Origin of the sequence: Brevibacterium sp. S22, assembly GCF_004745485.1 — a bacterium.
Lineage (GTDB): Bacteria > Actinomycetota > Actinomycetes > Actinomycetales > Brevibacteriaceae > Brevibacterium.
On record NZ_RHFG01000001.1, the window covers coordinates 342,902 to 368,509 of the forward strand.

25 protein-coding genes are annotated in these 25,608 nt (G+C 63.6%); 15 read left to right on the top strand and 10 right to left on the bottom strand.

Features of this window, described 5'->3' with window-relative positions; all coding sequences use genetic code 11:
* Positions 1-38: 38 nt before the first annotated feature.
* Entirely contained in the window at positions 39-788 is a 750-nt protein-coding gene (locus EB835_RS01730) for an MgtC/SapB family protein (RefSeq protein WP_240688480.1), read from the top strand.
* A gap of 46 nt (positions 789-834) precedes the next feature.
* On the opposite strand, the gene EB835_RS01735 is transcribed toward EB835_RS01730, so the two are convergent.
* Positions 835-1,437, bottom strand: coding sequence for a TetR/AcrR family transcriptional regulator (locus EB835_RS01735; RefSeq protein WP_135807754.1), 603 nt, complete (start codon positions 1,435-1,437; stop codon positions 835-837).
* 91 nt (positions 1,438-1,528) lie between these two features.
* On the opposite strand from EB835_RS01735, the gene EB835_RS01740 reads away from it, so the two are divergent.
* Together EB835_RS01740 and EB835_RS01745 are read left to right on the top strand one after the other, a co-directional pair.
* Entirely contained in the window at positions 1,529-2,779 is a 1,251-nt protein-coding gene (locus tag EB835_RS01740; RefSeq protein WP_135807755.1) for an ABC transporter permease, read from the top strand.
* Positions 2,780-2,887: 108 nt separating this feature from the next.
* A complete protein-coding gene (locus tag EB835_RS01745) occupies positions 2,888-3,748 on the top strand; it encodes an MBL fold metallo-hydrolase (RefSeq protein ID WP_240688482.1) in 861 nt (286 codons plus the stop codon).
* Between the two features lie 90 nt (positions 3,749-3,838).
* Here the strand turns inward: EB835_RS01745 and EB835_RS01750 are convergent, their stop codons facing one another.
* The 4 genes from EB835_RS01750 to EB835_RS01765 form a co-directional block, all read right to left on the bottom strand.
* Positions 3,839-5,014, bottom strand: coding sequence for a fatty acid desaturase family protein (locus EB835_RS01750; RefSeq protein WP_240688483.1), 1,176 nt, complete (start codon positions 5,012-5,014; stop codon positions 3,839-3,841).
* Positions 5,015-5,117: 103 nt separating this feature from the next.
* Positions 5,118-5,768, bottom strand: a complete 651-nt coding sequence (locus EB835_RS01755; protein WP_135807756.1) for a response regulator — start codon at positions 5,766-5,768, stop codon at positions 5,118-5,120.
* Positions 5,765-7,027 (bottom strand): sensor histidine kinase, encoded by a 1,263-nt coding sequence (locus EB835_RS01760; RefSeq protein WP_135807757.1) that lies wholly within the window; start codon positions 7,025-7,027, stop codon positions 5,765-5,767. Before EB835_RS01760 ends, EB835_RS01755 begins: the two co-directional genes overlap by 4 nt.
* A 151-nt stretch (positions 7,028-7,178) precedes the next feature.
* The gene (locus EB835_RS01765; RefSeq protein ID WP_240688484.1) at positions 7,179-8,552 is read right to left on the bottom strand and encodes a purine-cytosine permease family protein; all 1,374 of its coding nucleotides are present in this window, start codon (positions 8,550-8,552) and stop codon (positions 7,179-7,181) included.
* Between the two features lie 362 nt (positions 8,553-8,914).
* On the opposite strand from EB835_RS01765, the gene EB835_RS01770 reads away from it, so the two are divergent.
* Positions 8,915-10,180, top strand: a complete 1,266-nt coding sequence (locus EB835_RS01770; RefSeq protein WP_135807758.1) for an SLC13 family permease — start codon at positions 8,915-8,917, stop codon at positions 10,178-10,180.
* Between the two features lie 12 nt (positions 10,181-10,192).
* On the opposite strand, the gene EB835_RS01775 is transcribed toward EB835_RS01770, so the two are convergent.
* Together EB835_RS01775 and EB835_RS01780 are read right to left on the bottom strand one after the other, a co-directional pair.
* Positions 10,193-11,698, bottom strand: a complete 1,506-nt coding sequence (locus EB835_RS01775) for an acetyl-CoA hydrolase/transferase family protein (RefSeq protein WP_135807759.1) — start codon at positions 11,696-11,698, stop codon at positions 10,193-10,195.
* A 10-nt stretch (positions 11,699-11,708) separates the two neighbouring features.
* Complete coding sequence (locus EB835_RS01780) at positions 11,709-13,058, bottom strand: MFS transporter (RefSeq protein WP_168216595.1); 1,350 nt, start codon at positions 13,056-13,058, stop codon at positions 11,709-11,711.
* Between the two features lie 176 nt (positions 13,059-13,234).
* Between EB835_RS01780 and EB835_RS01785 the strand changes: the two genes are divergently transcribed.
* Complete coding sequence (locus EB835_RS01785) at positions 13,235-14,167, top strand: LysR family transcriptional regulator (RefSeq protein WP_135807761.1); 933 nt, start codon at positions 13,235-13,237, stop codon at positions 14,165-14,167.
* A 9-nt stretch (positions 14,168-14,176) separates the two neighbouring features.
* Here EB835_RS01785 and EB835_RS01790 read toward each other — a convergent pair whose 3' ends face one another.
* Entirely contained in the window at positions 14,177-15,187 is a 1,011-nt protein-coding gene (locus EB835_RS01790; RefSeq protein ID WP_240688487.1) for a formylglycine-generating enzyme family protein, read from the bottom strand.
* Between the two features lie 105 nt (positions 15,188-15,292).
* Here EB835_RS01790 and EB835_RS01795 point away from each other — a divergent pair, with 105 nt between their 5' ends.
* Both EB835_RS01795 and EB835_RS01805 read left to right on the top strand, forming a co-directional pair.
* On the top strand, positions 15,293-16,084 hold the full coding sequence (locus tag EB835_RS01795) for a fructosamine kinase family protein (RefSeq protein ID WP_135807762.1): 792 nt from the start codon (positions 15,293-15,295) through the stop codon (positions 16,082-16,084).
* A gap of 268 nt (positions 16,085-16,352) precedes the next feature.
* Positions 16,353-17,087 (top strand): phosphatase PAP2 family protein, encoded by a 735-nt coding sequence (locus EB835_RS01805; protein WP_240688489.1) that lies wholly within the window; start codon positions 16,353-16,355, stop codon positions 17,085-17,087.
* Between the two features lie 91 nt (positions 17,088-17,178).
* Here EB835_RS01805 and EB835_RS01810 read toward each other — a convergent pair whose 3' ends face one another.
* Complete coding sequence (locus EB835_RS01810) at positions 17,179-19,035, bottom strand: acyl-CoA dehydrogenase (protein ID WP_240688490.1); 1,857 nt, start codon at positions 19,033-19,035, stop codon at positions 17,179-17,181.
* Between the two features lie 213 nt (positions 19,036-19,248).
* Here EB835_RS01810 and EB835_RS01815 point away from each other — a divergent pair, with 213 nt between their 5' ends.
* The 7 genes from EB835_RS01815 (at position 19,249) to EB835_RS01845 (ending at position 23,856) form a co-directional block, all read left to right on the top strand.
* On the top strand, positions 19,249-19,437 hold the full coding sequence (locus tag EB835_RS01815) for a hypothetical protein (RefSeq protein ID WP_135807763.1): 189 nt from the start codon (positions 19,249-19,251) through the stop codon (positions 19,435-19,437).
* Positions 19,438-19,537: 100 nt separating this feature from the next.
* A complete protein-coding gene (locus tag EB835_RS01820; RefSeq protein WP_135807764.1) occupies positions 19,538-19,807 on the top strand; it encodes a hypothetical protein in 270 nt (89 codons plus the stop codon).
* A gap of 139 nt (positions 19,808-19,946) precedes the next feature.
* Positions 19,947-21,254: a dicarboxylate/amino acid:cation symporter gene (locus EB835_RS01825; RefSeq protein ID WP_240688491.1), complete on the top strand. Its 1,308-nt coding sequence runs from the start codon at positions 19,947-19,949 to the stop codon at positions 21,252-21,254.
* A gap of 211 nt (positions 21,255-21,465) precedes the next feature.
* Positions 21,466-21,894: a hypothetical protein gene (locus tag EB835_RS01830; protein WP_135807765.1), complete on the top strand. Its 429-nt coding sequence runs from the start codon at positions 21,466-21,468 to the stop codon at positions 21,892-21,894.
* Between the two features lie 84 nt (positions 21,895-21,978).
* Complete coding sequence (locus EB835_RS01835; protein ID WP_135807766.1) at positions 21,979-23,001, top strand: D-cysteine desulfhydrase family protein; 1,023 nt, start codon at positions 21,979-21,981, stop codon at positions 22,999-23,001.
* Between the two features lie 37 nt (positions 23,002-23,038).
* Positions 23,039-23,506 (top strand): ribonuclease E activity regulator RraA, encoded by a 468-nt coding sequence (rraA, locus tag EB835_RS01840; protein WP_135807767.1) that lies wholly within the window; start codon positions 23,039-23,041, stop codon positions 23,504-23,506.
* A gap of 2 nt (positions 23,507-23,508) precedes the next feature.
* Positions 23,509-23,856, top strand: a complete 348-nt coding sequence (locus EB835_RS01845) for a hypothetical protein (RefSeq protein WP_135807768.1) — start codon at positions 23,509-23,511, stop codon at positions 23,854-23,856.
* A gap of 4 nt (positions 23,857-23,860) precedes the next feature.
* Here the strand turns inward: EB835_RS01845 and EB835_RS01850 are convergent, their stop codons facing one another.
* A complete protein-coding gene (locus tag EB835_RS01850; protein ID WP_135807769.1) occupies positions 23,861-24,376 on the bottom strand; it encodes a hypothetical protein in 516 nt (171 codons plus the stop codon).
* A gap of 213 nt (positions 24,377-24,589) precedes the next feature.
* On the opposite strand from EB835_RS01850, the gene EB835_RS01855 reads away from it, so the two are divergent.
* Complete coding sequence (locus EB835_RS01855; RefSeq protein ID WP_135807770.1) at positions 24,590-25,543, top strand: VOC family protein; 954 nt, start codon at positions 24,590-24,592, stop codon at positions 25,541-25,543.
* Positions 25,544-25,608: the final 65 nt, after the last annotated feature.

The following is a 25,608-nucleotide window of genomic DNA, read 5'->3' on the forward strand; positions in this document are numbered from 1 at the left end:
CTTTTTTCCGTCGGGGTCTGGGGCTATGGTGAGTGACTATGGACGGTTCCCCTGTCTCGCTCGACGGCATGTTCAGCAGCACCAGCGTGCTCGAGGCTGGGCTCCTGCTGGCCAGCTTCGTGCTCTGTTCGCTCATCGGCTTCGAGCGCCAGTTTCGGCAGAAGGCCGCGGGCTATCGCACCCATGTGCTCGTGGGCATCGGCACCTGCGCCTTCACCCTGATCTCGGCATACGGTTTCGCCGCCGTGCTCGACAATGACGTCCGCCTCGATCCCTCGCGAATCTCCGCCCAGATCGTCTCGGGCATCGGCTTTCTCGGTGCCGGTGTCATCTTCAAGGGCCGCAACATGGTCCGCGGGCTGACGACGGCCGCAACGATCTGGGTCACCGCCGCGGTCGGCATGGCCTGCGGAGCGGGCATGCTCTCGCTGGCGACCGTCCTCACCGCACTCCACCTGTTCACGCTCTTCGTCATCGCACCGCTGATCCGCAGGATCCCCAACAGCGACCATCGCAAACTGCTGCGCATCGTCTACCAGGACGGGTCCGGGGTCCTCCGAGACATCCTCGCGCTGGCCAGTCGCATGGGGTTCTCGAACTCCATCGTCGATTCTCGACGCTTCGAAGATGACGACGGCAAACGCATGGTCCAGATCGACGTGAAGTTCGAGGGCAAGCGACCGCTGCACCTCCTCGTCGCACCACTGATGGATCTGCCCGGCGTCGGGACGGTGAGCATGCGCGAGGACCGCGTCCATTCCTTCGACGATGACGGTGATTCGGTCTGACCGACGCGCCGCAGCGGGTTCAGAGCACCGACTCGCCGCAGCGGGCTCAGAGCGCGAGCCTGGAAAGCAGGCCTTCGATGCCGGCCCGGACGCGCTGCCGTGAGGAGTCCCCGAAGACCGTCGCTTGGACGACGGCGCCTTGGAGCATGGCAAGAATCGCCGGCACCAGGGCAGCGGCCTGTGCCCGTGCGGATTCGGGTTCAATCCCTCGCTGCTCGCGCAGGTAGCTGGCGAGGTACTCGGTGAACTCTTCGAGCAGTGCTTCGAAGATCGTGCCGACGAAGCTCGCGAACTCTTCGTCATACGACGCTTCGCCCCAGACCTGCACCAGAACCGAGGAGAACGGGTTATCGACGAGCAGAGAATCGAGGAGCTCGACGAACACCACGTGAGGCTCCGTCACCTCGCCTTCCGACTGCGCCGTCTGCAGGACCGCGATGCGCGGTTCCATCACTCTGCGAGCGACATCGATCATCAGATCGCCCTTGGAGGCGTAATAGACGTAGACGGCACCGGCCGACAGATCGGCTTCCTTGACGATCTCGGCCATCGACGCGCCGGTGAAACCCTTACGGGCGAAGCAGGCCAGTGCGGCGTCCTGGATCCTGCGACGCATCGCCTGCCTGTGCTCTTCAGTGACCTTCGGCACGTCTCTCCTATAAAACGAATGACCATTCTTGATATATCCTAGTCCACGGTTTCATAATGAACGAGCATTCGTTTTCGATGATTGGACAGACATGAGCACGAGGATCCTCAGCAGCTCGACGACAGGGGCGAACCCGGCGGCAACTCCGACGGGCGCAGGCGCTCGGTCCGCCGGGAAAGAGCAGTCCGCTTCGTCGCAGGGTTCCGGAGATCCCGCAACTCCGTCGGACGACAAACTGCCACGGCACAGCGTCGGCCGCGCCATCGGCATAGCCGTCTTCGCGGCGGCGATCGTCAGCGCCATCCTCCTTGCCTTCAGTTGGCCGACCGTGACGGCCGACCCGAAGGACCTGCCCATCGCGGCCGTCGGCGATGAGAAGCAGATCGACCAGGTCGTCGACAATGCCCCCGACGGCATGCTCGACCTCAAGGACGCCGACTCGCGTGCCGATGCCGTGGACATGATCAAACACCGTGACGTCTATGGCGCACTGGTCCTCGGTGACGAGCCCGAGATCCTCGTGTCCTCGGCCGCCTCGCCTGCAGTCGCCCAGCAGCTGCGGTCGATGGCCGCGCAGATGCAGCAGCAGATCGACAAGCAGGCGATCTCCGGCATGCAGGACGGACTCGACAAGCTGCAGGGGGCGCTGAAAGCCGCATCGCAGGCACCGGCAACAGGTCAGCCGGGAGCAGGGCAGGCCCCGCCGGCGGCCGGCGATGGACAGGACGTCTCGGCGACAGAGGTGCCTCAGATCAAGGTCACCGACGTCGCTCCCCTCTCCGACGATGACTCCACGGGTGCGGGCCTCGCGATCGCCGGACTCCCGCTGACCATCGGTGGCATCATCGGCGGTGTCCTCACCAGCATGCTCGTTCACTCCCGCCGGATGCGAGCGGTCGCTGTGGTCGTCTACGGGGCCGTCGGCGGCCTCGCCCTCACCCTCATCCTCCAGTCCTGGTTCGGCATCCTGCAGGGCAACTTCGGACTCAATGTGCTCGCCGCCGGCCTCGCGGTCGCCTCCACCGCGGCGCTCATCAACGGCTTCGTCTCGCTCCTGGGCTCAAGCGGCATCGCCATCGGCGCGATCCTCACGATGTTCATCGGCAACCCGATCTCCTCTCTGCAGCAGCCGAAGGAGTTCCTCGCAGGTTCTTGGGGCGACATCGGTCAGTTCTTCGTCCCGGGAGCGGCAGGCACACTCCTGCGTGACCTTTCGTACTTCCCGGACGCTGCGATGGCCACCCAGTGGTGGGTGCTCGTCGGCTGGTTCGCCCTCGGCATCGCGCTCATTCTCATCGGCCATGTCCTGGCCCACCGGAAGAAGCGAGCAGCCGCGCACTGACCCTTCCCCCTACCCGGTTCGCCCTCCCCTGCCCGGCGCACCTTCCCCAACTGACTCCCATCGCCCCTGGTCATCGTTTCTCACGAAGACTAGGGTCGGTGGGGGTCAGTGGTTTCCGAGACCGAGGCCGAGGAGGAATCCACCGTGGCATTCGACGATGTGACGATCTGCCGCACCTGCGGAGTGGAAACGACGACACCGCCGCCTAAGCTGTGTCCGATCTGCGAGGATGACCGGCAGTGGGTCCCTGCCTCCGGTCAGGCGTGGACGACTCGGGCGGAACTCGAATCCGAGGGCCACCGCCTCACCACCACGGAACGCGAACCGGGTCTCTTCGCCCTCCGCGTCGAACCGAAGTTCGGGATCGGGCAGACCTGCTATCTGATGTGCACCGATTCCGGCAATGTCCTCTTCGACGTGCCCGCCTACATCGACGCCGAGGCGGTCGCAGCGGTCCGAGACCTCGGCGGAATTGCGGCGATCGCCGCCAGCCACCCGCATATGTTCGGCACCCAGATGGAGTGGAGTGCCGCCTTCGACGATGCTCCCGTCTTCGTATGCCGGGCCGATCTCGATTGGGTGCAGCGGACCGGGCCAGCCATCTGCCCCTATTTCCACGAGGCGGTGCCGGTGCCGGGAGTGCGGCTCCGACGCACCGGCGGCCATTTCCCGGGCAGTGCGGTGGCGGTGTGGACGGGCGCCGACGGCACCGGGGTCATGCTCAGCGGCGACTCCATCGGTCCGGTGCCCCGGTCGGGGTGGGTGACGTTCATGCGCAGCTTCCCGAACTATCTGCCGTTGTCGGCCGCCGTCGTCAGACGCATCGCCTCCGCGGTCTCCGATCTCAATTTCGATCGGATGTACGGCAATTTCGGTCAGCAGATCTCCGACGGTGCCTATGACGCCGTGCAGACGTCGGCCGAACGCTACGCACAGTGGGTCTCAGGCGTCCATGACGATCTCACATGAAGGCGACCGATGATCGCGTCGGAGTCAATGCGAGCTGATGAGTGCCGCCTCGCTGTGGGGGTGCCCAGCCGCACCGAGGTGGTGCCCCATTCAGCGGGACCGGAACTGCGCGGTGACCGGGCAGTCGAAGGGATCGGCTTCGCCGAGGCCCACCCGGTTGAGGTAGCGGATGATGATCGTATAGGACTCGAGCAGAGTCGTCTCGGTGTAGGTGATGTCCTTCTGGCGGCAGTATTCGCGGACCATCGGCTGCACCCGGTGCAGGTTGACACTCGGCATGCTGGGGAACAGGTGGTGTTCGATCTGGTAGTTGAGCCCGCCCATGAGGAATCCCATGAAACGACCGCCGGAGATATTGCGTGACATCAGCGTCTGGCGACGCAGGAAGTCGATCTTCACATCCTTGGGAACGATCGGCTGTCCCTTGTGATTGGGAGCGAAGGAACCGCCCATGTGCACACCGAAGACGGCGAGCTGGACGAGGAAGAAGACGCTGCCGATGAGGGGGCCGGCCGCCCAGATGGCGAGCGCAGGGAACCCGATGATGCGGATTCCGATGAACACGCCTTCGATCCAACGGCGTTTGATCGACGACTGTCCCCGGACGATTGCCTTGACGGATTCGACGTGCAGCTGCAGACCGGCCAAGGTCAGCAGGGGCAGGAAGAACCAACCCTGACGCGCGGCGAACCATTTGGCGAGCCCAGTGCGCTGCCGAGCGTCCTCGGCGACGAAGACCAGGGCGCCGGGAGCGATGTCTCCGTCGACCCCGGCCTTGTTCGGGTTGGCGTGGTGCAGCGCATTGTGCTTCTTCAGCCACCATCCGTAGCTCAGTCCGATGAAGAGGTTGCCGATGATCGTCGACACCCACTCCCCTGTCTTTCCGTTGGTGAAGATCTGGCGGTGGGCTGCGTCGTGGGCGACATAGGCGGTCTGGGTGAACAGTGCGCCGAAGACGACTGCGGTCGCCATCTGCCACCAGCTCTCACCGATGAGGAAGAGCATTGCGAAGGACGCGACGTATCCGAGCCCGAGGAGCACGAAGCGCATCGTGTTCCAGCCCGGGCGCCTGGCCAGCAGACCCGCTTCTTTGACCTGAGCCATCAGCGCGCTGAAGTCGCTGGTGAATTCCTGTTCGGCGGTTCCCCGTCTGGCCCTCCTGCGTTCGAGCACTGCGGCCCGGGTCTCCCGATCAGGTGCCGGAGTCGACAGAGCGGTCGGAGCTGAGGTGGACGGCTCGGAGGTCATGAGGTCAGACGGGTTCATGGTTCCCACCGTATGGTTGTCGGGCCGGATTTTCGTCACCCCTGGGAGCCGTTCTGCACCCCCTACTCGGGTAGGGGGTGGAGGTGAGGGCGAATATGCACCCTCAGCTGGTGGGGATGATGAGACCGGATTCGTAGGCGGCGATGACAGCTTGAGCGCGGTCACGGGCATCGAGTTTGTACAGAATCCGAGAGACGTGGGTCTTCACGGTCTGCACTGCGATGTGCAGGTTCGCTGCGATCTCGGTATTCGAAGCTCCGCGGGCGACTCGGATGAGGATTTCACGCTCCCGGTCGGTGAGTTCGGGCAGGGCCATGCGGTTGGGCTGCTGCCCGCCGGTGGCGAAGTGTTCGATGACCCGTTTGGTCACGCTCGGGGCCAGGAGGGCTTCGCCTGCGGCGACGACGCGGACCGCCTCGGCGAGGTCATCGGGTGGGGCGTCTTTGAGGAGGAACCCGCTGGCCCCGGCGCGGATGGCGTCGAAGACATAGTCGTCGATATCGAAGGTGGTGAGCATGATGATCCGGGTCTCGGCATTCGCGGCGACGATCGTGCGGGTCGCTTCGATTCCGTCCATCAGCGGCATCCGCACGTCCATGAGGACGATGTCGGGGCGGAGGTCGGAGACGAGGTCCACGCATTGTGCACCGTCTTCTGCCTGTCCGATGACCTCGATATCGGCATGGGCGCTCAGCAGTGCGGCGAAGCCGGCGCGCACCATCGTCTGGTCATCAGCGATGACGATCCTGATCATGGGGTCTCCTTGTCCGCGTTGTCCGCAACCGATCCATCGCTGTTGTCGGCGCGCGTTTCGTGGGGCACCAACGGCAGCACTGCTTCGACTTCGAAGCCTCCGTCGACGGTGGCTCCGCTGCGGATCTCCCCACCCACTGAGGCTGCTCGTTCACGCATTCCGATCAGCCCTTGTCCGCTGTGTCTGTCGTGCTTCGTCGCTTCGCTGGCGCCGTCGCCGTGGTCGTTGGTGACGGTGATCCAGACGGCTGAGCCGCCACCGCGGATGCGGATGGCGATGGCGGAGTTGCGGGCGTGGCGGATGGCATTGCTCAGGGCTTCTTGGATGATTCGGTAGCCGGCGAGTCCGGTGCTGTCGCGCATGAGGCGGTCGATCGGTTCGCCGCTGCGTTCCACGGTGACCTGCACACCTGCCTGTCGGGCCTTGTCGATGAGCGGGTCGATCTCGGAGAAGTTCGGCTGCGGCGCCAGTTCGCCTCCGCCTTCATCGTTGCGCAGGACGCTGAGCAGTCCGCGCATCTCTGTCAACGCGGTGCGGGCGGATGTGGAGATGTCTTCGAACTCTTTGGCCACCTCGGAGTCGATTCCGGCATGACGCAATGGTGCACTGGAGGCCTGGATGTTGATGATCGACATGCTGTGGGCGACGATGTCGTGGAGTTCGCGGGCGATGCGGGCTTTCTCCTCGATGGTCACTCGCTTGGAGTGCTCCTCCGCAGTGTTCTCCTTCTCCTGAACCAGTTGGGAGCGGATGAGCTGCCACTGCTGGATGATGACTGCTGCGAGGTAGACGCCGCCGGCGATGCAGGAGTAGATGAGGATGTTGACGACAGCACCATCGGTGCGGGTGTCCACGACGAAGAGATGAGTGATGAGCACCGCGGTGGCCGAGCCCGCGATGCTGCCGAGCAGGCCAGCCAGGGCCACGCCCCAGTGGGCGCGGAGTCCGATGATGAGGATGATGACGATCTGAGTGATCATCATCGGAACCATCCACGGCCACGGCACCCCGGACACGAGGGGCCCCAACACCGGCAGCACCGTGCAGGCGGCGATCGACATCAGCGTACCGAAGAGCGGGCGCAGCATGGACAGCGGCATGGACCCGACGTGGACGATGGTGACGACGAAAGCCAATGCGACGGGAGCCTCGTTGACCGAGACGGCGATCGACGATTCCACCGCCAGCATGACGATGGCGAGAACGATCACCGCTGCCCAGGCCAGAGCCTCGGGATTGAGTCGACGGTTCGGCGGCATGAACCTGTCAAAGACTTTCGTGACAATCACAGACACCGGGTTCCCTTCTGCGATTCCGGCCGACCGTTGCGATCATAGCGTGTGGACTGCCACATCACCTGGGAGCGGCACATGGTGGTCAGCGCACGGGCCGGAACCAGGAGTGCCCTGTTCAGCTTCCGCGGATCCCTTCCGCCAGGTGCGCATGCTCTGTTCCCGCAAACTTCTTGCGGCCGCCCCAGGACAGTGCGAGGTAGAGCACGAAGGAGATGGCGAAGGACGGAATCGTCGCTCCGATCGGGCTCGGATAGGCATAGGTGAGCACATAGGAGACCAGCGCCCCGAAGACCCACACGCCGACGGCCATCCAATTGATTCCGCGAGTGTAGGAGTAGACGCCGCCGGAATCCCTGAGGATGTCGGGAGAGTAGGCGCGGCGTTTGATGATGTAGTAGTCGACGATGAGGATAGCGAAGACGGGGACGAAGAAGGCGCCGATCATCACCAGGAAGTCGGTGTACTGGTCCAGCAGGGCCAGCCAGGTCGAGCCGATGATCGAGATCGCGCCGAGGATGAGAGCCGTCGGCAGGAACTTCAGCTTCGTCCGGCTCTGCGCGCCGACGACGGAGTTGACCATTCCGTAGACGACCATCGTGTTCGTGGCCATGACGGAGAGGAAGATGACGATGGCCAGCGCCCACCCGAATTCGGCGGCCAAAGCAGTCGGGTCGAATTCGGCCGGGTCTCCCCCGTCGAGCAGGATGAAGCTGAACGCAGTCAGACCCAGCAGCATCGCCAGCACTGTCGAGGTCAGATAGCCCAGCCCCGAACCGAGGATTCCAGCCCTCTGGGTGCCGGCCAACCGATTGAGGTCACCGGAGAGGACCGTCCAGGAGACAGCTGTGGAGATGACGATGTCGAGTGCGAGGACCGGAGTGAACCCCAGCTCCGGCCGGCGCTCGATGCCCGCGTATTCGCCCGGTGAGTGACCGGTGAAGGCGATGACGAAGACAGACGCCATGACCAGCAGGATGAGAAGAGCGAACCAGGGTTCTGCCTTCTCGATCCCCTCATGGCCGAGGATCGCCAATCCAACGACGAGCGCTTGGCAGAGCACGGAGAAGAGGATCGGGTTGGAGAACCCCGTCGTCTGGGCGACCACGTAGTTGACGCTGATTCCCGCCAGCATGGCCTGCACCCAGCTCCAGCCCATGAGGATGATGACGTTGGCGGCGACCGGCAGAAAGCTGCCCTTGGCGCCGAAGGCACCGCGAGTGATGGCCATGGTCGCCAGACCAGTGCGGGTGCCGATGTTGCCGATGAGTGTGAGCACGATGGTGCCGATGACGGTGCCGACGACGATGACGATGACCGCAGCCGTGAAGTCGACGCCGGGGACGAACAGAGTCCCGGTCAGCAGGGTCGTGACGACGAGGTTCGCGGCGAGCCAGATCATGAACATCCGTCCCCCGCTCAAGGTGCCGCGGATGACTCCGGAGTCGTGACCGGATTCCAAGCGCTGTTCGAGACGGCGGTACCAATTCACTGCGCGGCCTCCTCGGTGTCGGTTGTGCTCGGTGTGGATTCATCCATGGTCGCCGGTGACCTTTCGCAGGCTGAGAGGTGGACGATGCCGCCTGCAGAGACAATGAGCTCGCAAGCGACAGATTGAGGCTGAATGACACATTAACGAGTCTGTGGCCAGCCGCACTATCCGCGGTGGACGAATTGGACGCTGAACTATACGGATTGGCCAGTCCGGAGCCGTTTCCCCACGGCAAGAGACGTGACCAGTTCATATGTCGAATGCGGCGCATCCCTGCAGGTGGCATGCGCTAGCTTGAGTCGCGTGCCCTGGCAGCCGACCAAACCCGACTGGTTGTGTGGAGCAAAGGAGAATCTGAGCTCATGAGTGCAGAACTGATCTGCGTAGTCGTCCTCGGCCTGATGTTCGTCATCGGAACCTGGCGCGACATCAATATGGGTCTGCTCGGCTTCATTGCCGCTGCCGGTGTCGGCGGCCTCGTCCTGCACCAGGCGCCGGAAGAGTTCCTTGCGGGATTTCCCGTCGACCTCTTCCTCACGCTCGTCGGCCTGACCTACCTCTTCAGCTTCGCCCAGAACAACGGGGTGATCGAGGTGATCGTCCAGTGGTGCGTCAAGCTCGTCGGCGGGCGGATCGGGCTCATGCCCTGGATCTTCTTCGCACTGACAGCGATCCTCATCTCCCTGGGGGCGCTCTTCGCGGTCGCTATCATCGCTCCGCTGGCACTGTCGTTCGCACGCCGGCATCGGATCAATCAGTTCATGGTCGGCCTGCTCGTCGTGCACGGGGCATTGGCCGGTGCCTTCTCCCCGATCAGCGTCTATGGCATCTTCATCAATGACTATCTGGAGAAGAACGGCCTCACCCCCACACCTCTGAGCCTGTTCCTGGCCCCGCTCGTCTTCAATATCGTCTTCGCTGTCGTCGTCTGGCTCGTCCTCCGGCACAGGCCGGGTCTGCGTGCGGACGCCGACGACGCACTCGCACCATCCGAGTCGGCTGCCGAGGGCGGAACGACCATTCGACTGACACACTCACAGATCCCGACTCTGATCGGGCTCATCGCAATGGCGCTCGCTGTGATCGTTTTCAGCTGGGACGTGGGACTTGTGACCATTACGATCTCGGTCGTGCTCGCCGCCATCGATCCGGCCGCGGGCAGAGCTGCGATGTCGAAAGTCTCGTGGTCGATCGTCATCCTCATCTGCGGTGTGCTCACCTACATCGCAGTGCTGCAGGAGGCCGGAACCGTCGAATGGGTGTCCGCCGGCATCTCGGCGATCGGCGTGCCCCTCTTGGCCGCACTGCTGCTGTTCTACATGTCAGGTCTGATTTCGGCTCTGGCGTCGTCGCTGGCGATCATCGGAGTCGTCATCGCTCTTGCCGTGCCGTTCCTCGAATCCGGCGACGTGCATATCGGCGGGTTCGTCGCCGCCCTGGCGATCGCCGCAACCATCGTCGACATCAGTCCGTTCTCGACCAACGGTGCGATGCTCCTGGCCAATGTTCATCCGAGCATTCGTGACCGCTACTACAAACAGATGATCGGCTACGCCGGTCTCATGTGTCTCATCGGTCCGGGGCTGGCCTGGGTGGTCGCTGCAGTGCCGACGGTTGTCGCAAGCTGAGCAGCCGCTGGTTCACATATGCCCGGTCGTCTGGAACCTCTCGTGCCACGACAGAGCCTCGGCGAGGATGTGCGGGGTGTGTCGACCGGTCGGATTCGCGGCGATCGCCCGCTCAAGGTAGTCAGTGAGGCGGCCTCGGTAGTCCGGGTGAGCACAGTTGGCGATGATCTTCCGTGCCCTGGCCACCGGCGGCAGCCCGCGCAGATCGGCCAGGCCCTGTTCGGTGACGAGGATCTGAGTGTCGTGCTCGGTGTGGTCGATATGGCTGGCGAACGGCACGATCGCGGAGATCGCTCCGCTTTTGGCCTGCGAGTTCGACACAAAGAAGTTGAGATAGGCGTTGCGGGCGAAGTCACCGGAGCCGCCGATGCCGTTGATGATCGACGATCCGGTCACGTGGGTGGAGTTCACATTGCCGTAGATATCGGCCTCGACCATCCCGTTGATCGCGATGATGCCGAGGCGGCGGATGGCCTCGGGATGGTTCGACATCTCCTGGGTGCGCAGCAGGATTCGACCCTTGTACGACTCGATCCGGTCGTTGAAATCCGCAGCCCGCTCAGCCGAGAGTGAGAACGCCGTCGCCGATACCGAGGAGAGCTTCCCACTGTCGATGAGATCGAGCATTCCGTCTTGGATGACCTCCGTATAGGCGGTCAGCCCCTCGAACTCGCTGTCGGCCAGATTGCCCATCACCGCATTGGCGACATTGCCGACACCTGACTGCAGCGGCAGCAGCTCCGGCGGCAGGCGATCTGCGTCGATCTCATGGCGAAGGAAATCAACGAGGTGGCCGGCGATCGCCTTCGAGTCCTCGTCAGCGGGTTTGAACGGCAGGTTCCGGTCCGGAGCGTTCGTCTCCACCACGGCGACGACCTTCGCCGGGTCGACCCGCAGGTAGGGGTCGCCGATGCGCTGCATCGGCTGGAGCAGCTGGATCGGCAGCCGCTCGGGCGGACGTCGGGTTCCGTAGTAGACGTCGTGGAAGCCTTCGTAACCGCGTGGATGCCAGTCGTTGACTTCGAGAATGACCTTATCGGCCAGGTCGAGCCACGTCTTCGAGTTTCCGACCGAGCTGCCGGGCACCAGCAGACCGTTGGGCAGGATCGCTGCGACTTCGACGACAGCGACATCGAGGTTGCCGTAGAAACCGAACCATGCCTGCTGAGCCGAATGGCTTAAGTGAGTGTCGACATAAGCGGTGTCGCCGGAATTGATCGAGGCGCGCATCGCCGGATCGGATTGGAACGGCAGCCGCTTGCTCACCGCGTTCGCCTCGGCGAGGACTCCGTCGAGCTCCGGTGCCGTCGATGCTCCGGTCCACAGTTCGACCTGGAAGTCTTCGCCCCGATGATGTGCTGCCCGGGCACGTTCCGCCACCGCTCCCGGCACTTCCTTCGGGTACCCCGAACCGGTGAAACCGCTCATGGCCACGCGTTGACCATTGTCGATATGGCGGGCCGCCTCGTCAGCGGTGACGGTCTTCGTGCTCAGCTCGGGACAGGTGATTCTCGACATGACTCGCAGTCTATCGGGCGGCCGGATGCTCGGCCGAGGCGGTCCCGGTGTCGCGGGCAGCGGTGTCGCGTCCGCTGTCGAGCCGCTCAGACCCAACGACTCCGGGAGCCGTTTCGGAATCTCTGGTCACCACCGCATGCTCAGCCCTCGACTGCCGAATCACCGTCTGGGACAGACTGGGCACCGGAATCGTGACGATCGTCGCCAGGAGCAGGGCGAAGGTGAAGATCATCGTGCCGATGACCAACGGCATGCCCAACGCCAACACCCCGACGATGACAGCCGGTGCACCGGCCCCGGCATAGAAGGCGAGATAGAGTGCCGCGGATATGCCGGCGCGATTCTTCGGAGGAGTGAGCACGTCGATCTCCCGATTGGCTCCCCAGTAGCTCAGCCCGTGTCCGACGCCCGTGGCCACGGCGGCGAACACCATGATGATCTTCACCGCCGAGGGGCTGATCTCCGGGAGATTCGATCCCAGCAGGAGCGCCGCACCGACCCCCATGAGCGTCAGTCCCAGGGTCTGTGCCGCCCGAGGCTGGAACTTCGGCGCCACCAGCTGGCTCGCAGCAGAAACGACCAGGACCGAGCCGACGATGAGGCCGGAGGTCAGAGTTCCCGAGTTCGGAATGATCGACTGCGCCATCGACGGCAGCAGTGCGAGGAAGAGCCCGAGCGCCGTCCAACCGATGAAGCCGGTCAGTGCGGCGATATTGAAGCTGGTGCGCATAGCACCCGGCACGGACGGCCATGTCGGCCTCCACCGCTGCCGAGTGATCGGCCGCTGCAGCGGCATCATCGCGATGAGGACCATGACGATGGCGATCAGGACCGTCATGACGAGGAAGGGCAGAACGAGCGGCGACGTCGACAACGACGAGACGACTCCAGCGAGTATCGGGCCGAGCCCCGACCCCAAGACGAATGAGATCGTCGCCAACGTCGACCCCAACCAGACCCTCCGCGCCGGCGAGGCCTCGACCATCAGAGCGATACCGGCGCCTGTGCCCAGCCCGAGTCCGATGCCGACCAGTGCCCTGCCCGCGAACAGTCCTGCGATTCCCGCGGTCTCCACCCCGAAGATCGCGGTGCCGAAGCCGACCAGTCCGACCGCGGCCAGCAGCACCGGTTTGCGGCCGAAGGCGTCTGCCGCCGATCCGAACAGCAGCAGTGACGGCAGACAGCTGAACACGTAAGTCGCGTAGAGCGCAGTCATCACGGACTCGGACATTCCGTGGGCCTCCTGCAGAAGCGGATACAGCGGGCTGGCCATGTTCGCGGCGGCCGAGAGGATGAGCAGGACGAGCGCGCCGAACCACAGCTGCCGCCTCGTGCCTCTGTTACGTGCGTTCTCGGCCAAACGGAACCTCCATCTCCTCGTGTCATCGTCTGTCTCTCCAGGACCACGGCCGCCTGCCCGAACCTGCTCTGCAGACTCTGGGGACCATTCACCGAGCCCTGTCGCTTCCATGATGGGGCCGACGGAGTATTGTTGTCTATCGTAAGACTCTCCACGAAACCATTCGATAGGACCACATGATTGACAGCCGACTCACCATGTTGAGCATGATCCAACGACACGGCACGGTCACTGCCGCGGCGCATTCGCTGCGCTACTCGCCGTCAACGGTGTCTCATCAGGTCAAACAGCTCGCCGCAGAGCTCGGAGTCACCCTGCTCGAACAGCATGGACGCAACGTCAGGCTCACTCCGGCAGCCGCGGCCCTGCTGCGCCACGTCGATGTCATGTCGGCGGAATGGGAGGTTGCGCTCGCCGACCTCGGTCGGTTCTCCGAGACGGTGTCCGGTTCGTTGGGCCTGTGCGGTTTCTCCACCGCCGCGAGCCTGCTCCTGCCGCCGACGATGCGGGCTCTCAATGAGCAGTTCCCGCATATGCACACACAGACGATCGAGGCCGAGCCCAGCGAATGCTTCGATTTCCTCCTCTCCGGGGATGCCGATATCGGCATCGTCGTCGCTGCGCCCGACATCCCTGCCGGTGGCGACGATCGTTTCAGCCATCACTTCCTCATTGACGATCCGCTCGACCTCATGGTTCCTCTCGACCACCCGTTGGCTGAGCGGACATCGGTCACGATCGCCGACACCGTCGATGAGACGTGGATTCTGGGCAGGCCCGGCACCGGCTACCACCAGCTCCTCATGGCCAGCTGCGCGGCCGCCGGCTTCGCGCCCCGGATCGGCCACTTCGCAGATGACTGGAACACCGGAACCGCGCTCGTCCACAGCGGCTTCGGAGTCTGCGTGGCCTCAAGGATGTCGCGGTCGCAGGATCTCCACCCGGTGCGTCGAATCCCCATCAGCGGTCACAATGCGCCGTCGCGCCACATCACGGCCGTCACTCGGACCGGAGCAGATTCCCGTGAGACCGTGGCCTTCGCCCTTGAGACGCTGACGGTCGAGACGAAGCGCCTGATGAGTCGTCTCGGAGAGGAGCTCGGCGGCTGAGCTCAGAGGTCAGTGTGGTTCTCTGACCACCCGGAAGCCGATGTTGGAGGCCGAGGAGTCCGGTGTGTTCGAGGAGCGGGCGGCCACCCGGTAGCGGTTGCAGTAGGAGTCGTGGCACAGGAACGATCCTCCGCGCATGATCCGCTTGTCTCCGGTTGCGGGGCCGCGCGGATCGGACTGCGCGGAAAGCTGGTAGTAGTCACGGGCGAACCAGTCGGCGCACCATTCCCATACATTGCCGACGGTGTTGAACAGCCCCAGCCCGTTGGGTTCGAAATGACGGGCGGGTGCGGTGCCGACGAAGCCGTCGTCGAGGGTGTTCGTGCGCGGGAACTCGCCCTGCCAGATATTGCAGTTCCATTCCCCGTCGACCAGCAGCCGGTTGCCCCACGGATAGCGTCGGCCCTTGAGCCCGCCGCGGGCGGCACATTCCCATTCGGCTTCGGTGGGCAGGCGCGTGCCCGACCACCTGCAGTATGCCTGCGCGTCGTCCCAGCTGATGTGGACGACGGGGTGGTCTTCTCGGCCCTCGACAGTGGAGCCGGGGCCTTCGGGAGCGGACCAGTTCGACCCGGAGACTTCGACCCACCACGGTACGCCCGGAGCCTGTCCGAGGATGTGGGCTCGCGCCCCCGGATTGGTTTCCAAGAGCATGGCGAACACCGCTGAGGTGCCCAGCCGTTCGGCTGTGGTGACGAATCCCGTATCGGCGACGAACCGGGAGAAGTCATCGTTCGTCACGCTCGTCGTCGCGATCTCGAAATCGCTGAGACTCACGCGGTGACGAGGGCCTTCGCCGTCTGCCGGGTGGCCGTCGCCGTAGGGGTCTCCCATGTCGAAGTCGCCTACGACGTTCACGAAGTCAAAGCTGAAATCCAGGCCCGCCCCAGGATTCGCGGCAGGAATCGCGGCGAAGCTCGCTGACGGACTGTGGGCTGCCTCGGTGAGGGTAGTCGCCGGAGCGCAGCATGAGTGGCCGCTCTGCGCCCCGGCAGCGCTCGGATCTCCGCTCTTCGTCACGTGTGGGTGCCCCTTTCGGTTCGGGTCCGCCAATGTGCGAGGCGGACTCTGGGTTCACCCTATGACTTCGGTCGACGCCGGGGACAGTCCGGATACCCTGGAACCATGTCTTCCGACTTCATCAAACAGCGCCCCGGAGTTCCCGCCGGTTTCTTCTCCGCCGAGGCGGCTGGACTGCATTGGTTGGCCGAACCAGCTGCGGTCCCCGTCGTCGAGGTCCTCGATCAGGGTGAGGATTTCCTGCGACTTGCGCGGTTGGAGGAGGCAGGCCCGAGCGCTGCCGCAGCTGCCGAGTTCGGACGCCGCCTAGCCGGGCTGCACAATGCCGGGGCTCCCGGCTTCGGGTGGTCTCCGGCCGCTTCGGCCTTCTTCGGTCCGCTCGATGCCCCTTTTGCGGTGTCGACCGAATCCGGGCCCTCATTCGCCGACTTCTGGGCCGACCGTCGGCTCACTCCACTGCTGTCCTCGCTGTCCGGAGAGCTGACCGGCGACGAGGAAGCCCCGATCGCCTCGGCGGTGGAGACGATCAGCGCAGGCAGCTTCGACGGAATCTGCGGCCAGGGCAGCGAAGAACCTGCACGAGTCCACGGTGACCTCTGGGCAGGCAACCTCATGTGGACGGCTGCCGGCGGGACTCTCATCGATCCGGCCGCGCACGGCGGACACCGCTTGGAGGATCTCGCTCTGCTTGCGCTCTTCGGCACCCCGTTCCTCGAGGAGATCTTCTCCGGATACGAAGAGGCTCATCCGCTGCCGGAAGGATGGCGTGAGGACCTGCCAGCGCACAGCTTCTTTGCTCTGCTGGCCCATGTTCGCCTCTTCGGTCGCGGGTTCCTCGGCCAGACGGTCAGCGCAGCCCGGTCGATCACCGACCGGGCGAGGCAGCTCGACCGGTGAGGTCACTTCAGTGAGATCTCCACAGGGTCGGAGAAGAGTCCGCCTGCGAAGGTGAGCCGGTTCGCGTCGACGTCGTCGGGGACGATCCGATGGACATCACCGGATTCCTCCAGGCGGCCGACGTCATCGCCACGATGGTGATGTGGGTTCTAGGACACTGAATTCAAGTCGCGATTCGGCTGCCCGAGGATCTATTCCGGTAAGAATTCACCGTTTCTTTATCCCCCACAGCAGAAGTGGTTGTCGACTCAGTCTAAAATTGATCCTGATGGTTGCTGAACCCTATGTCGAATCCGAGAAGACGATCAGCAACCCCTCAGATCGCAGTCAGTGGACAGAACGAGCACAGGGGTTGCTGTCTTGGGCAACCTCGTTCTGGGTCTTGTCGGTCGCTTTCGTCGTCATCACTCTTGCCGCGGCCGGCCCGTTGCGCGTCTGGGACTACAAGCTCAATCGACGGTGGCTCTACCTCGTCGAACCCGATCTTGTCTGGTTCTTTCAGCACATCCTCGATCCCATCGCAGGTCAGGCCGTCTGTCTTCCAGTATTGGCGATCACCGCGATCGTTCTGGCGCGCAAACGTCGGTCCTGGCGACCGTTCGTCTTCGCGATTGCCGTCGAAGCGGCCTTCTATCTCGGCATCGGTTCACTCAAGATCCTCCTTGCCCGACCGGCGACCACACTGCACGACCCGCGGTTCTTCCAAGGTGGCCTGATCGACATCGGCGGTCGTGGAATCAGCTACCCGTCTGGGCACGCTGCCGAAGCAGTGCTCATCTACGGTGCCGTCGCCTACCTCATCGCCACTTACAGCAGCGTGTCCACCAGAACAGTGCAGCTGCTGTGGTGGGGCGTCGCCGCGGTCAGCGTGAACTCTGTGGTCGTGTCCTTCGCCCTCGGCTGGCATTGGGCCACCGACCTCATCGGCGGTCTGCTGATCGGCGGAGTCTTCCTGCGACTGCTCATCTTCGCCGACAAGCGAATACCCGACCTCAGCACATAGGGGAGTCTCGAACGACGGAGTTCCGGACCAGCAGGGTGCGCGCCCGGAGCTCCTGCGCTCAGAGGTGTCTGCGACTGCCGGCTGGGAAGCCTCACAGCCAGGAGTCGTCCAGGTCGGCGAACGTCGTCGCCCTGTTTTCGACGAGGTCGAACCACGGTCCGGTCTGTGGCAGTTCATGGGTGAAGAAGTACCGTGCCGCAGCGATTTTGCCGTTGAGGAACGCCGATTCGCCACGTTCACCGGCGGTCGCCTCGGCGGCCACTGCCTGCTGCAGCCACAGCCACGCCATGACCGTGTGTCCGACTGCCTCCAGATAGGTCCACGCGTTGTCGAGTGCCACTGCAGGATCCGCGCCCGACCACACTGCGGCGGTCACGGATTCGATGCGGTCGACGGCTGCGCTCAGCGCCGCTGTCTCGGCGGACCATGCGGAACGGTCGGCGGCCTCGGTGAGGGTCGACCGCATCTGCTCCAGCAGCACCTGCAGGCCGGCTCCGCCCTGCATGACGACCTTGCGGCCGAGCAGATCCTTGGCCTGGATGCCGTGCGTGCCCTCGTGGATCGGGTTGAGCCGGTTGTCCCTGTAGAGCTGTTCGACATCGTGATCGCGGGTGTAACCGGCACCGCCGAGCACCTGGATGGCGTGATCATTGGCCTTCAGGCACCACACGCTCGGCCAGGTCTTGACGATCGGGGTGAGCACATCGAGCAGGAGTGCGGCACGATCACGCTCTGCCTCGGTGTCAGCGGTTTCGGAATCGTCGAGCAGGCGTGCGGCATAGAGGACGAGGCCGAGTCCACCCTCGACGTAGCTCTTCGACGACAGCAGCATGCGCCGGACATCAGAGTGCTCAGCGATCGGGACCGGCGGAGCATCGGATCCCTTGGCACCGTCGGGACGGCCCTGACGGCGGTCGCGGGCATAGCGCAGGGCATCGAGGTACCCGTGGTAGCCCAGACCGACTGCGCCGGCGCCGACGCCGATGCGCGCCTCGTTCATCATGTGGAACATGCAGGCCAGTCCTCTGCCCCGCTCCCCCACGAGGCATCCGACCGCCCCGGCGGAACCTGACGGAGTGTGCGCCCCCTCGCCGAAGTTCAGCAGGGTGTTCGTCGTTCCGCGCCAGCCCATCTTGTGATTGAGCCCGGACAGGACGACATCATTGCGCTCACCGAGGCTGCCGTCGTCGTTGACGAGGTACTTCGGAACGAGGAACAGGCTCAGTCCCTTGACCCCGGGCAGGTCGCCTTCGGCGCGGGCGAGGACCAGGTGGACGATGTTCTCAGAGAGTTCGTGATCGCCGCCGGAGATCCACATCTTCGTCCCGTGGACTCGGAAGGCATCGTCCCCGCCCTCGAGATCCGGGACGGCCTTGGTCGTGACGTCGCCCAGCGAAGAGCCGACTTCGGGTTCGGACAGGCACATGGTGCCGAAGAAGCGACCGTCGAGTTCAGGCAGGACGTATTTCTCGATCTGCTCTTCGGTCCCGTATTCGAGCAGCAGATTCGCATTGGCCATGGTTAGCATCGGGTAGCTGGCGGTACCGATATTGGCCGCCTGGAACCAGGCGAAGCAGGCCTTCGCGACCGTATGGGGCAGCTGAATGCCGCCGACGCTCTCATCCATCGTCGCCGAAAGCAGCCCGACGTCGGCGAATTGGTCGAGCGCGGACTTGATCTCGGGGATCAGCGTCACCGCGGTGCCGTCGAAAGACGGTTCATTGAGGTCGGACTTGCGTGCATGGGTGGCGAACCGCTCTTTGGCGAGTTCCTCGCTAGCTTCGAGCACGGAGTCGAAGACCTCGCGCGAATGGTCGGAGAAGCGCTGCCTCGAGCAGAGTTCGTCGACCTTGAGCCAGTCGTAGAGCTGGAACTCGATGTCCTTCGCGGACAGGACGGACTCTGTCGCAGTCGTCAAGACGCCATTGCCATTCTTCTGTTCAGTCACGAGACCAAACTAAAGCTAATCGTTCGTTAAGTAAAGCGATTCATCGCCGCGCGGTGCAACGGTGCGACTATTGATCCGCCGGGACGTCCGACAGCCGACCTTCACCCCTGGGTTTCGGCACGCAGGAGAGCTATAATTCTCCTTACAATCTGCATGGGAATGGGGCGAAGGATCATGACCGCAGAACAGCATCGACCGACGAAGCTGGCGACAATGATCGATCAGATCTCCCGCGCTTTCAGAAGCGCGAATATCGGCCAGGGGCAGAAAGTCGGTTACCGCGAAGACAGCTCCGAAGAACGACTTCGGTCCACAGCTGAGCACGAAGGGGTGAAACTTTACCGCAACCCTGACGGTTCACATCGCGCCGTCGACGAATCCCACTCGAGTTACGAGGACTGATCGTCGACTCAGCGTCCGCACGTGGAGGCATTCCCCTGGACGAATCCATGAAAGCGACTATGGTCACAGGTACAACGTCTTCGAAATGAGGTGTTGAAAGATGACCGATCGAAAAGATCCACAGCACAAGATCGATAAGATCAACGACAAGCTCGACGAATTCGCATCGAAGGCCAGCGGTCCCGATGTCTCCTACGGGTCGACCCCCGGGTATGCCGAAGACCCGTCCGAAGACGAGTTGAAGAACGCCGCCGAGGCGGAAGGCGTGACTCTCCATCGCCGCCCGGACGGCTCACACGAGGCGATCGACGAATCCGCAGCAACACCAGCCGCAGATTCAGAGGATTCAGGGTCGTCGGCCGAGAGCTGATCGGTCTGCTCGATCGAAAAACCCGGTACGCGGTCATCCGCGTGCCGGGTTTCACTGTGTCCCAGGTAATATCGCCAAGGCCATGACGCCTCGCCGCGCCGTCGGCGGAACAATGATGCTGATATGAAAGGCAGAGCCTATGTCCTCCCCCACTGCCTCGACTGCGCAGACCTCGGACTCGAAGACGCAGCCGTCGGGATTCCTCCGGATCCTGCGCAACTACCGTTTCCCACTCTTCATCCTCACCGGGGTCGTCATCGGCGCGATCATCGGGCTGATCTTCGGCCAGCGAGCCACCGTCATCAATCCGTTCGGCACCCTGTTCATCAATATGATGTTCACCCTCGTCGTGCCGCTCGTGTTCTTCTCCATCGCCTCCGCAGTCGCAGGAATGTCCTCGGCCAAGCGACTGGGCAAGATCCTCGGTGGAATGCTCGGAGTCTTCGCCGTCACCGGCATCATCGCTTCCATCGTGATGATCGCCGCACTGTGGATCTCGAAGGCCACCGAGGGCGTTCAGGTCGAGATGACACAGCCGAAGGATGTCGAAGAAGTCGGTTCCATCGGCGACCAGCTCGTCCAGACCTTCGTCGTCGACGATTTCACGAAGATCCTGTCCGCCGAGCACATGCTCGCTCTCATCGTCTTCGCCGTCATCGTCGGCATCGCCACCAGCAGCATCGGTGAGAAGGGGAAGCCTTTCGCAGCATTTTTGGAATCCGGCTCCGAGGTGTTCCTCAGGTTCACGTCGATCATCATGTACTACGCCCCGATCGGTTTGGGCGCCTATTTCGCAGCGCTGATCGGCGAACTCGGAGCGCAGCTCGTCGGCGACTACGTCCGCGCGTTCCTCGTCTACTATCCCGTGGCGATCATCTACTTCGTCGTCGCGTTCACGCTCTATGCGTTCCTCGCCGGAGGCCGCCGAGGCGTGACGAAGTTCTGGTCGAACATCATCGAGCCGACGGCGATCTCCCTGGGCACGTCCTCCTCGGTGGCGGCGATCCCGGCAAACCTGCGGGCCGGCGAGCGCATCGGAGTCCCCCGCGACATCAGGGAGACGATCATTCCGATCGGAGCGACGATCCATATGGAGGGGTCGAGTCTGTCCGCGATCCTCAAGATCGCGTTCCTCTTCGCCGTCTTCCAGCGGGACTTCTTCACGCCCGGGAACATCCTCATCGGCATCGCCGTGGCTCTGCTCGCGGGAATGGTCATGGCCGGCATCCCCTCGGGAGGGTTCATCGGTGAGCTGATGATCATCACGCTCTACGGGTTCCCTGCCGCAGCCCTGCCGATCATCCAGATCATCGGCACCGTCATCGATCCTCCGGCCACGACAGTCAATTCGGTCGGCGACCAGGCGAGCTCGATGATGGTCGCTCGCGTCCTCGACGGCAGGGACTGGATGGATCAGGCAGAGGATGATCACGATTTGATTCCGTAAGCTCAGTCAATCTGTCACACTTCCGAGCTCACAGATTCGGACAAGGTCCCTTCTGGTCGAATGTCTCGGAGATGTCATAGGAACGCAATAGAACTTCCGCAATCGCGGCTCCGTTTCTCAGCTTTTGTTCAGGTTCCGGGAATCAATTCTCACCTGGGCAGACGATACTCATTTCCAGCAATGACCGTGATCTGGAAGAGGAGATGCCACCATGCCCACCACCATCCGCTATCGAGCCGCAGTGTGGGGAATCGCCGGTCTCGCTTCTCTGGGTCTCGTTGCCGGACCGACATCGGCTTTCGCCGATTCGAACTCCGCAACAGGAGCTCAGGCACCACAGAGCTCGGGCTATCCGTTCAGTTCCGTCGAGTACGCCGACAAACTGGTCACCGCCTACGGCAACGGTGATGACTCGGAGCTCGATCGTCTCGCCACACGGAATGTCGTCGATGCCCTCTCTGAGCACAGCGGCGGGCACGCGAAACGCTGGCATCGCACGGCGGCCGATTCCGGACAGGGATACACCTGGGTGTCGTACACGAATCTGGATACGCATGAGGTGATGAACCTGACGGTGAGAAACTCAACCGCGGTCGACGGGGATGGCGATGCCGTCCGTGAGGTCGATTTCGTCGGTTGAGGTCGGCCCACCTTCGCCTCCACTTCCCAGATTGTGAGCGACGCCTTGTCAGCACGGCGGACTCGCTCGGTAGACTCGGAAATCATGGTCGCCCTGAATGAAGTCCCACGTCGCAGCTACACCGACGGACCGACACCGCTCGAGCACCTTCAACGCCTGTCCGACGAGCTCGGCGGACCGCAGATCTGGATCAAACGTGATGACCGCCTGGGGCTGACCCAGGGTGGGAACAAGACGCGCAAACTCGAGTTCCTCATCGCCGATGCCCTGAACCAAGGCGCGGACACGCTAATCACCGTCGGCGGCGTCCAGTCCAACCACTGCCGACTGACGTTGTCCGCCGCACGCGTCGAAGGCCTCGACTGCCACCTCATCGTCGAAGAGGACCTCGGTCCCGAGGGCACTTCGCTCGGTCCGGCAGGGGCTAATCCGCCAGAGAACACAGGCAACTTCCTGCTCTTCGACCTCCTCGGCGCGGATTCGGTGACGGTGCTCGGCCACGGGGCCGACCTCCTCGGTGAGGCCGAGCGTCTCGCCGCTGAACTGCGTGCCCATGGCAGGAAGCCGTATGTCATCCCTGTCGGCGGGTCGAATCCGATCGGTGCGCTCGGCTACGTGGACTGTGCCATTGAGATGCTCGACCAATTCGCCGAGGCTGGGGTGAAATCGCCCACGATCGTCACCCCCAGCGGGTCAGCCGGAATGCAGGCAGGACTCATCGTCGGCCTCCACAGCGCAGGAGGCGAGATCCCGGTCATCGGCATCAATGTCAGCCGGACACAGGCGGAACAGGAACCGAAGATCGTCGACCTCGTCGATTCCACGGCACAGTTCCTCGACCTGCCCCCTGTCCCCCGCGAGACCACGGAGGGACTCGGCGACTATTTCGGGACCGGATACGCTCTGCCGACTCCCGGGATGGTCGAGGCTGTGCGTCTCTTCGCTCGCACCGAGGGGATCCTCCTCGACCCCGTCTACACCGGCAAGGCCGCGGCCGGCCTCATCGATCTCATCCGCACCGGCCGCTTCTCCTCCGAGGACGCAGTCGTCTTCATCCACTCAGGCGGAGTGCCCGGACTCTATGCCCGCACCCAGGCATTCGCCTGACCGACTTCGGACCCCACCACCAACGGAAGGCAGACAGATGACAGTTTCGACAGCAGACCTGTGGGACGAACGCGGTGACGAGCTGTATTCGATCGCCCTGGACTTCGACGATTTCGGCGCCAAGACCTCGTTCTCTGGACCGGCTCGCACGATCCGCTGCTTCCAAGACAACGGCCTGGTCAAGCAGATCCTCAACCAGCCCGGCGACGGTGCCGTCCTCGTCATCGACGGGGCCGGTTCGATCGCCACTGCCCTCATGGGTGACATGATCGCCGAGGCGGGGGTTCGGAACGGCTGGAACGGCGTCGTCATCAACGGCGCTGTCCGCGATCGTGAGGCATTGGCGGAGATGGAGTTCGGGATCAAGGCGCTGGCCAGCAACCCGCGCAAGAGCGCGAAGGCCGGTGCCGGAGAGATCGATGTGACCGTGGAGATCGGCGGCGCGACCATCCGCCCCGGAGCGATGGTCTTCGCCGACGCCGACGGGGTCGCGATCGAGAAGTAGTCATGGGAGATCATCTGCGAAAGATACGGTACTTCCCCGACTTCGGAAGAAAATCTCCCCTCTGGGAGAGTTTCACCGACAAGTATGCGATGGACCCGTCCGACTATGGTCTCTCCGATGAGCTCTCACGTCGACTTCGAGAGCTGATGTCGTTCTGGAATAGTCATTTCATCGATGCGCCCGGATCGGATTTCGAATGGGATTCGGCCGAGAACGAGCAGTTCTATTGGACTGAGGGCGACCGACTCCTCGAACGGCTTCGGTCCGAAGTCGACGGCATCGCTATTGTGCTCGACGAACGCCGAGGAAGACCCGGCTCGATCGCCGAGGCGACCGAGACCAAACGCTGACAGCTCAGCGGTGGATTGTGTCGAAGCTCTGTTCCGCGGAGTCCCAGATGTCGGCGACGACGATCTGGCCGTCGGCGGTGAGCTGCTCGACGGTCGTCCGGTCGTAGAGGTATGACCAGTCCCCGGCCGACACGTCTCCGGTGACCATGAGGATGTCGTAGTCGAAAGCCGCTTTCGAGGTCGCTTGGACGATCAGCGCAGTGGCTTCCATATCCTCTGCCCGGTCCTCGTTCGAGGCGAAACCGACATGGAGGCGTTCAGGTTCGGTCTCCTCGTTGAAATCGGGGTTCGTCTCGGATTCGAGACTCACTTCGACACCGTCCAAGGCCTGTGCCACATAGTCCGAGAGCTCCTCCAGGGAGTCGAAGCCCTGCGCCGCGACGTCGAGGGTCGCTGTCGGCGTCGCCTCGGGCTCCGCCGCGGAGTCGGTGTCGCTGCCACAGCCGCTGAGACCGATGAGTGTGGCCGTCAGCAGACCCGCGACCGCGAGCGCAGGGGTGGACTTCGAATCGAACCTCATGGGCACCAGCCTATCGGCGAGTGCCGGTTGATGTTGCATCGCCCCGGGTCATCGGCGAGCGGTCTGAGCTGAGGCACTTCGGAGAGCGTCAGCTGACTCGGGACCTCGTGATTGCCGGCGCAGATCGGGAATACATCCGATATCAAGTTAGTTGAAGTTTAAACTAACTTGATCTACACTGAGATCAACAGCCCAGCCGCTCAGGAGAACAGCATGACCACCACCCAGGCACAGACCTCCACCGACATACCGACCTCCGCCGTCGACGAAACGCGACTCAGCGCGGCCACCGGAATGGACGCAGTGACCCTGCGCGTCGGCGACCTCGAGACGATGTCAACGTACTACTCGAACGCTCTGGCGATGGAACCACTGGAGGAGTCCTCGCGCGGCTCAGAGGTCCACCGCGTGCTCGGCCGCGGCACCACTCCCCTCGTCAAACTCGTCGCCACCCCCGGCCTGCCCGGCGTCGACCCCAAGCAGGCCGGCCTGTTCCACACGGCCTTCCTGTTCGACACCAAGGAAGCCCTGGCCGGCACCGTCGCGCATGCCGCGCAGAACACGAACAGCACCTTCGTCGGCTCCAGCGACCACCTGGTCAGCCAGGCCTTCTACTTCACCGACCCCGAGGGCAACGGCATCGAACTCTACATCGACCGCGCACGTTCGGAATGGTCGCACTCACTCGACGGTGAGGTCCAGATGGACTCTCTCTATCTAGACCCGAACCGCTTCCTCGAACGCCACCTCAACCACGACGTCCTCGCGAATGCCTCCGCCGAGCCCGGAATCGTGGGCCACGTCCACCTGCAGGTCGGCAACGTCCCGCAGGCCCGCGAGTTCTACGTCGACGCGCTCGGCTTCGAGCCGTCTCTGTCATCGATGCCCGGAGTCCTCTTCGCCGCAGCCGGCGGATATCATCACCATGTCGCCATGAACACCTGGAACAGCCGTGGCGCCGGCCCCCGGGCGGCCAGCCTCGGCCTCGGAGACGTCGCGATCACCGTTCCCGGCCGCGAGGACCTCGACGCCCTCATCGCTCGCCTACGTGCACACAACCTCGACTTCGCTGATGACGGTCGCTCCGTCCGCCTCGTCGACCCGTGGGGCACACAGGTCACGCTGGCCACCGGTTCCAGCTCCGTCGGTGAGACACTGGCGCGCTGACGCTCTGCCGACACAACTTGCTCCGTCGGCGCGAACGAACGAAGGCGGGCGATGCCACGAGCATC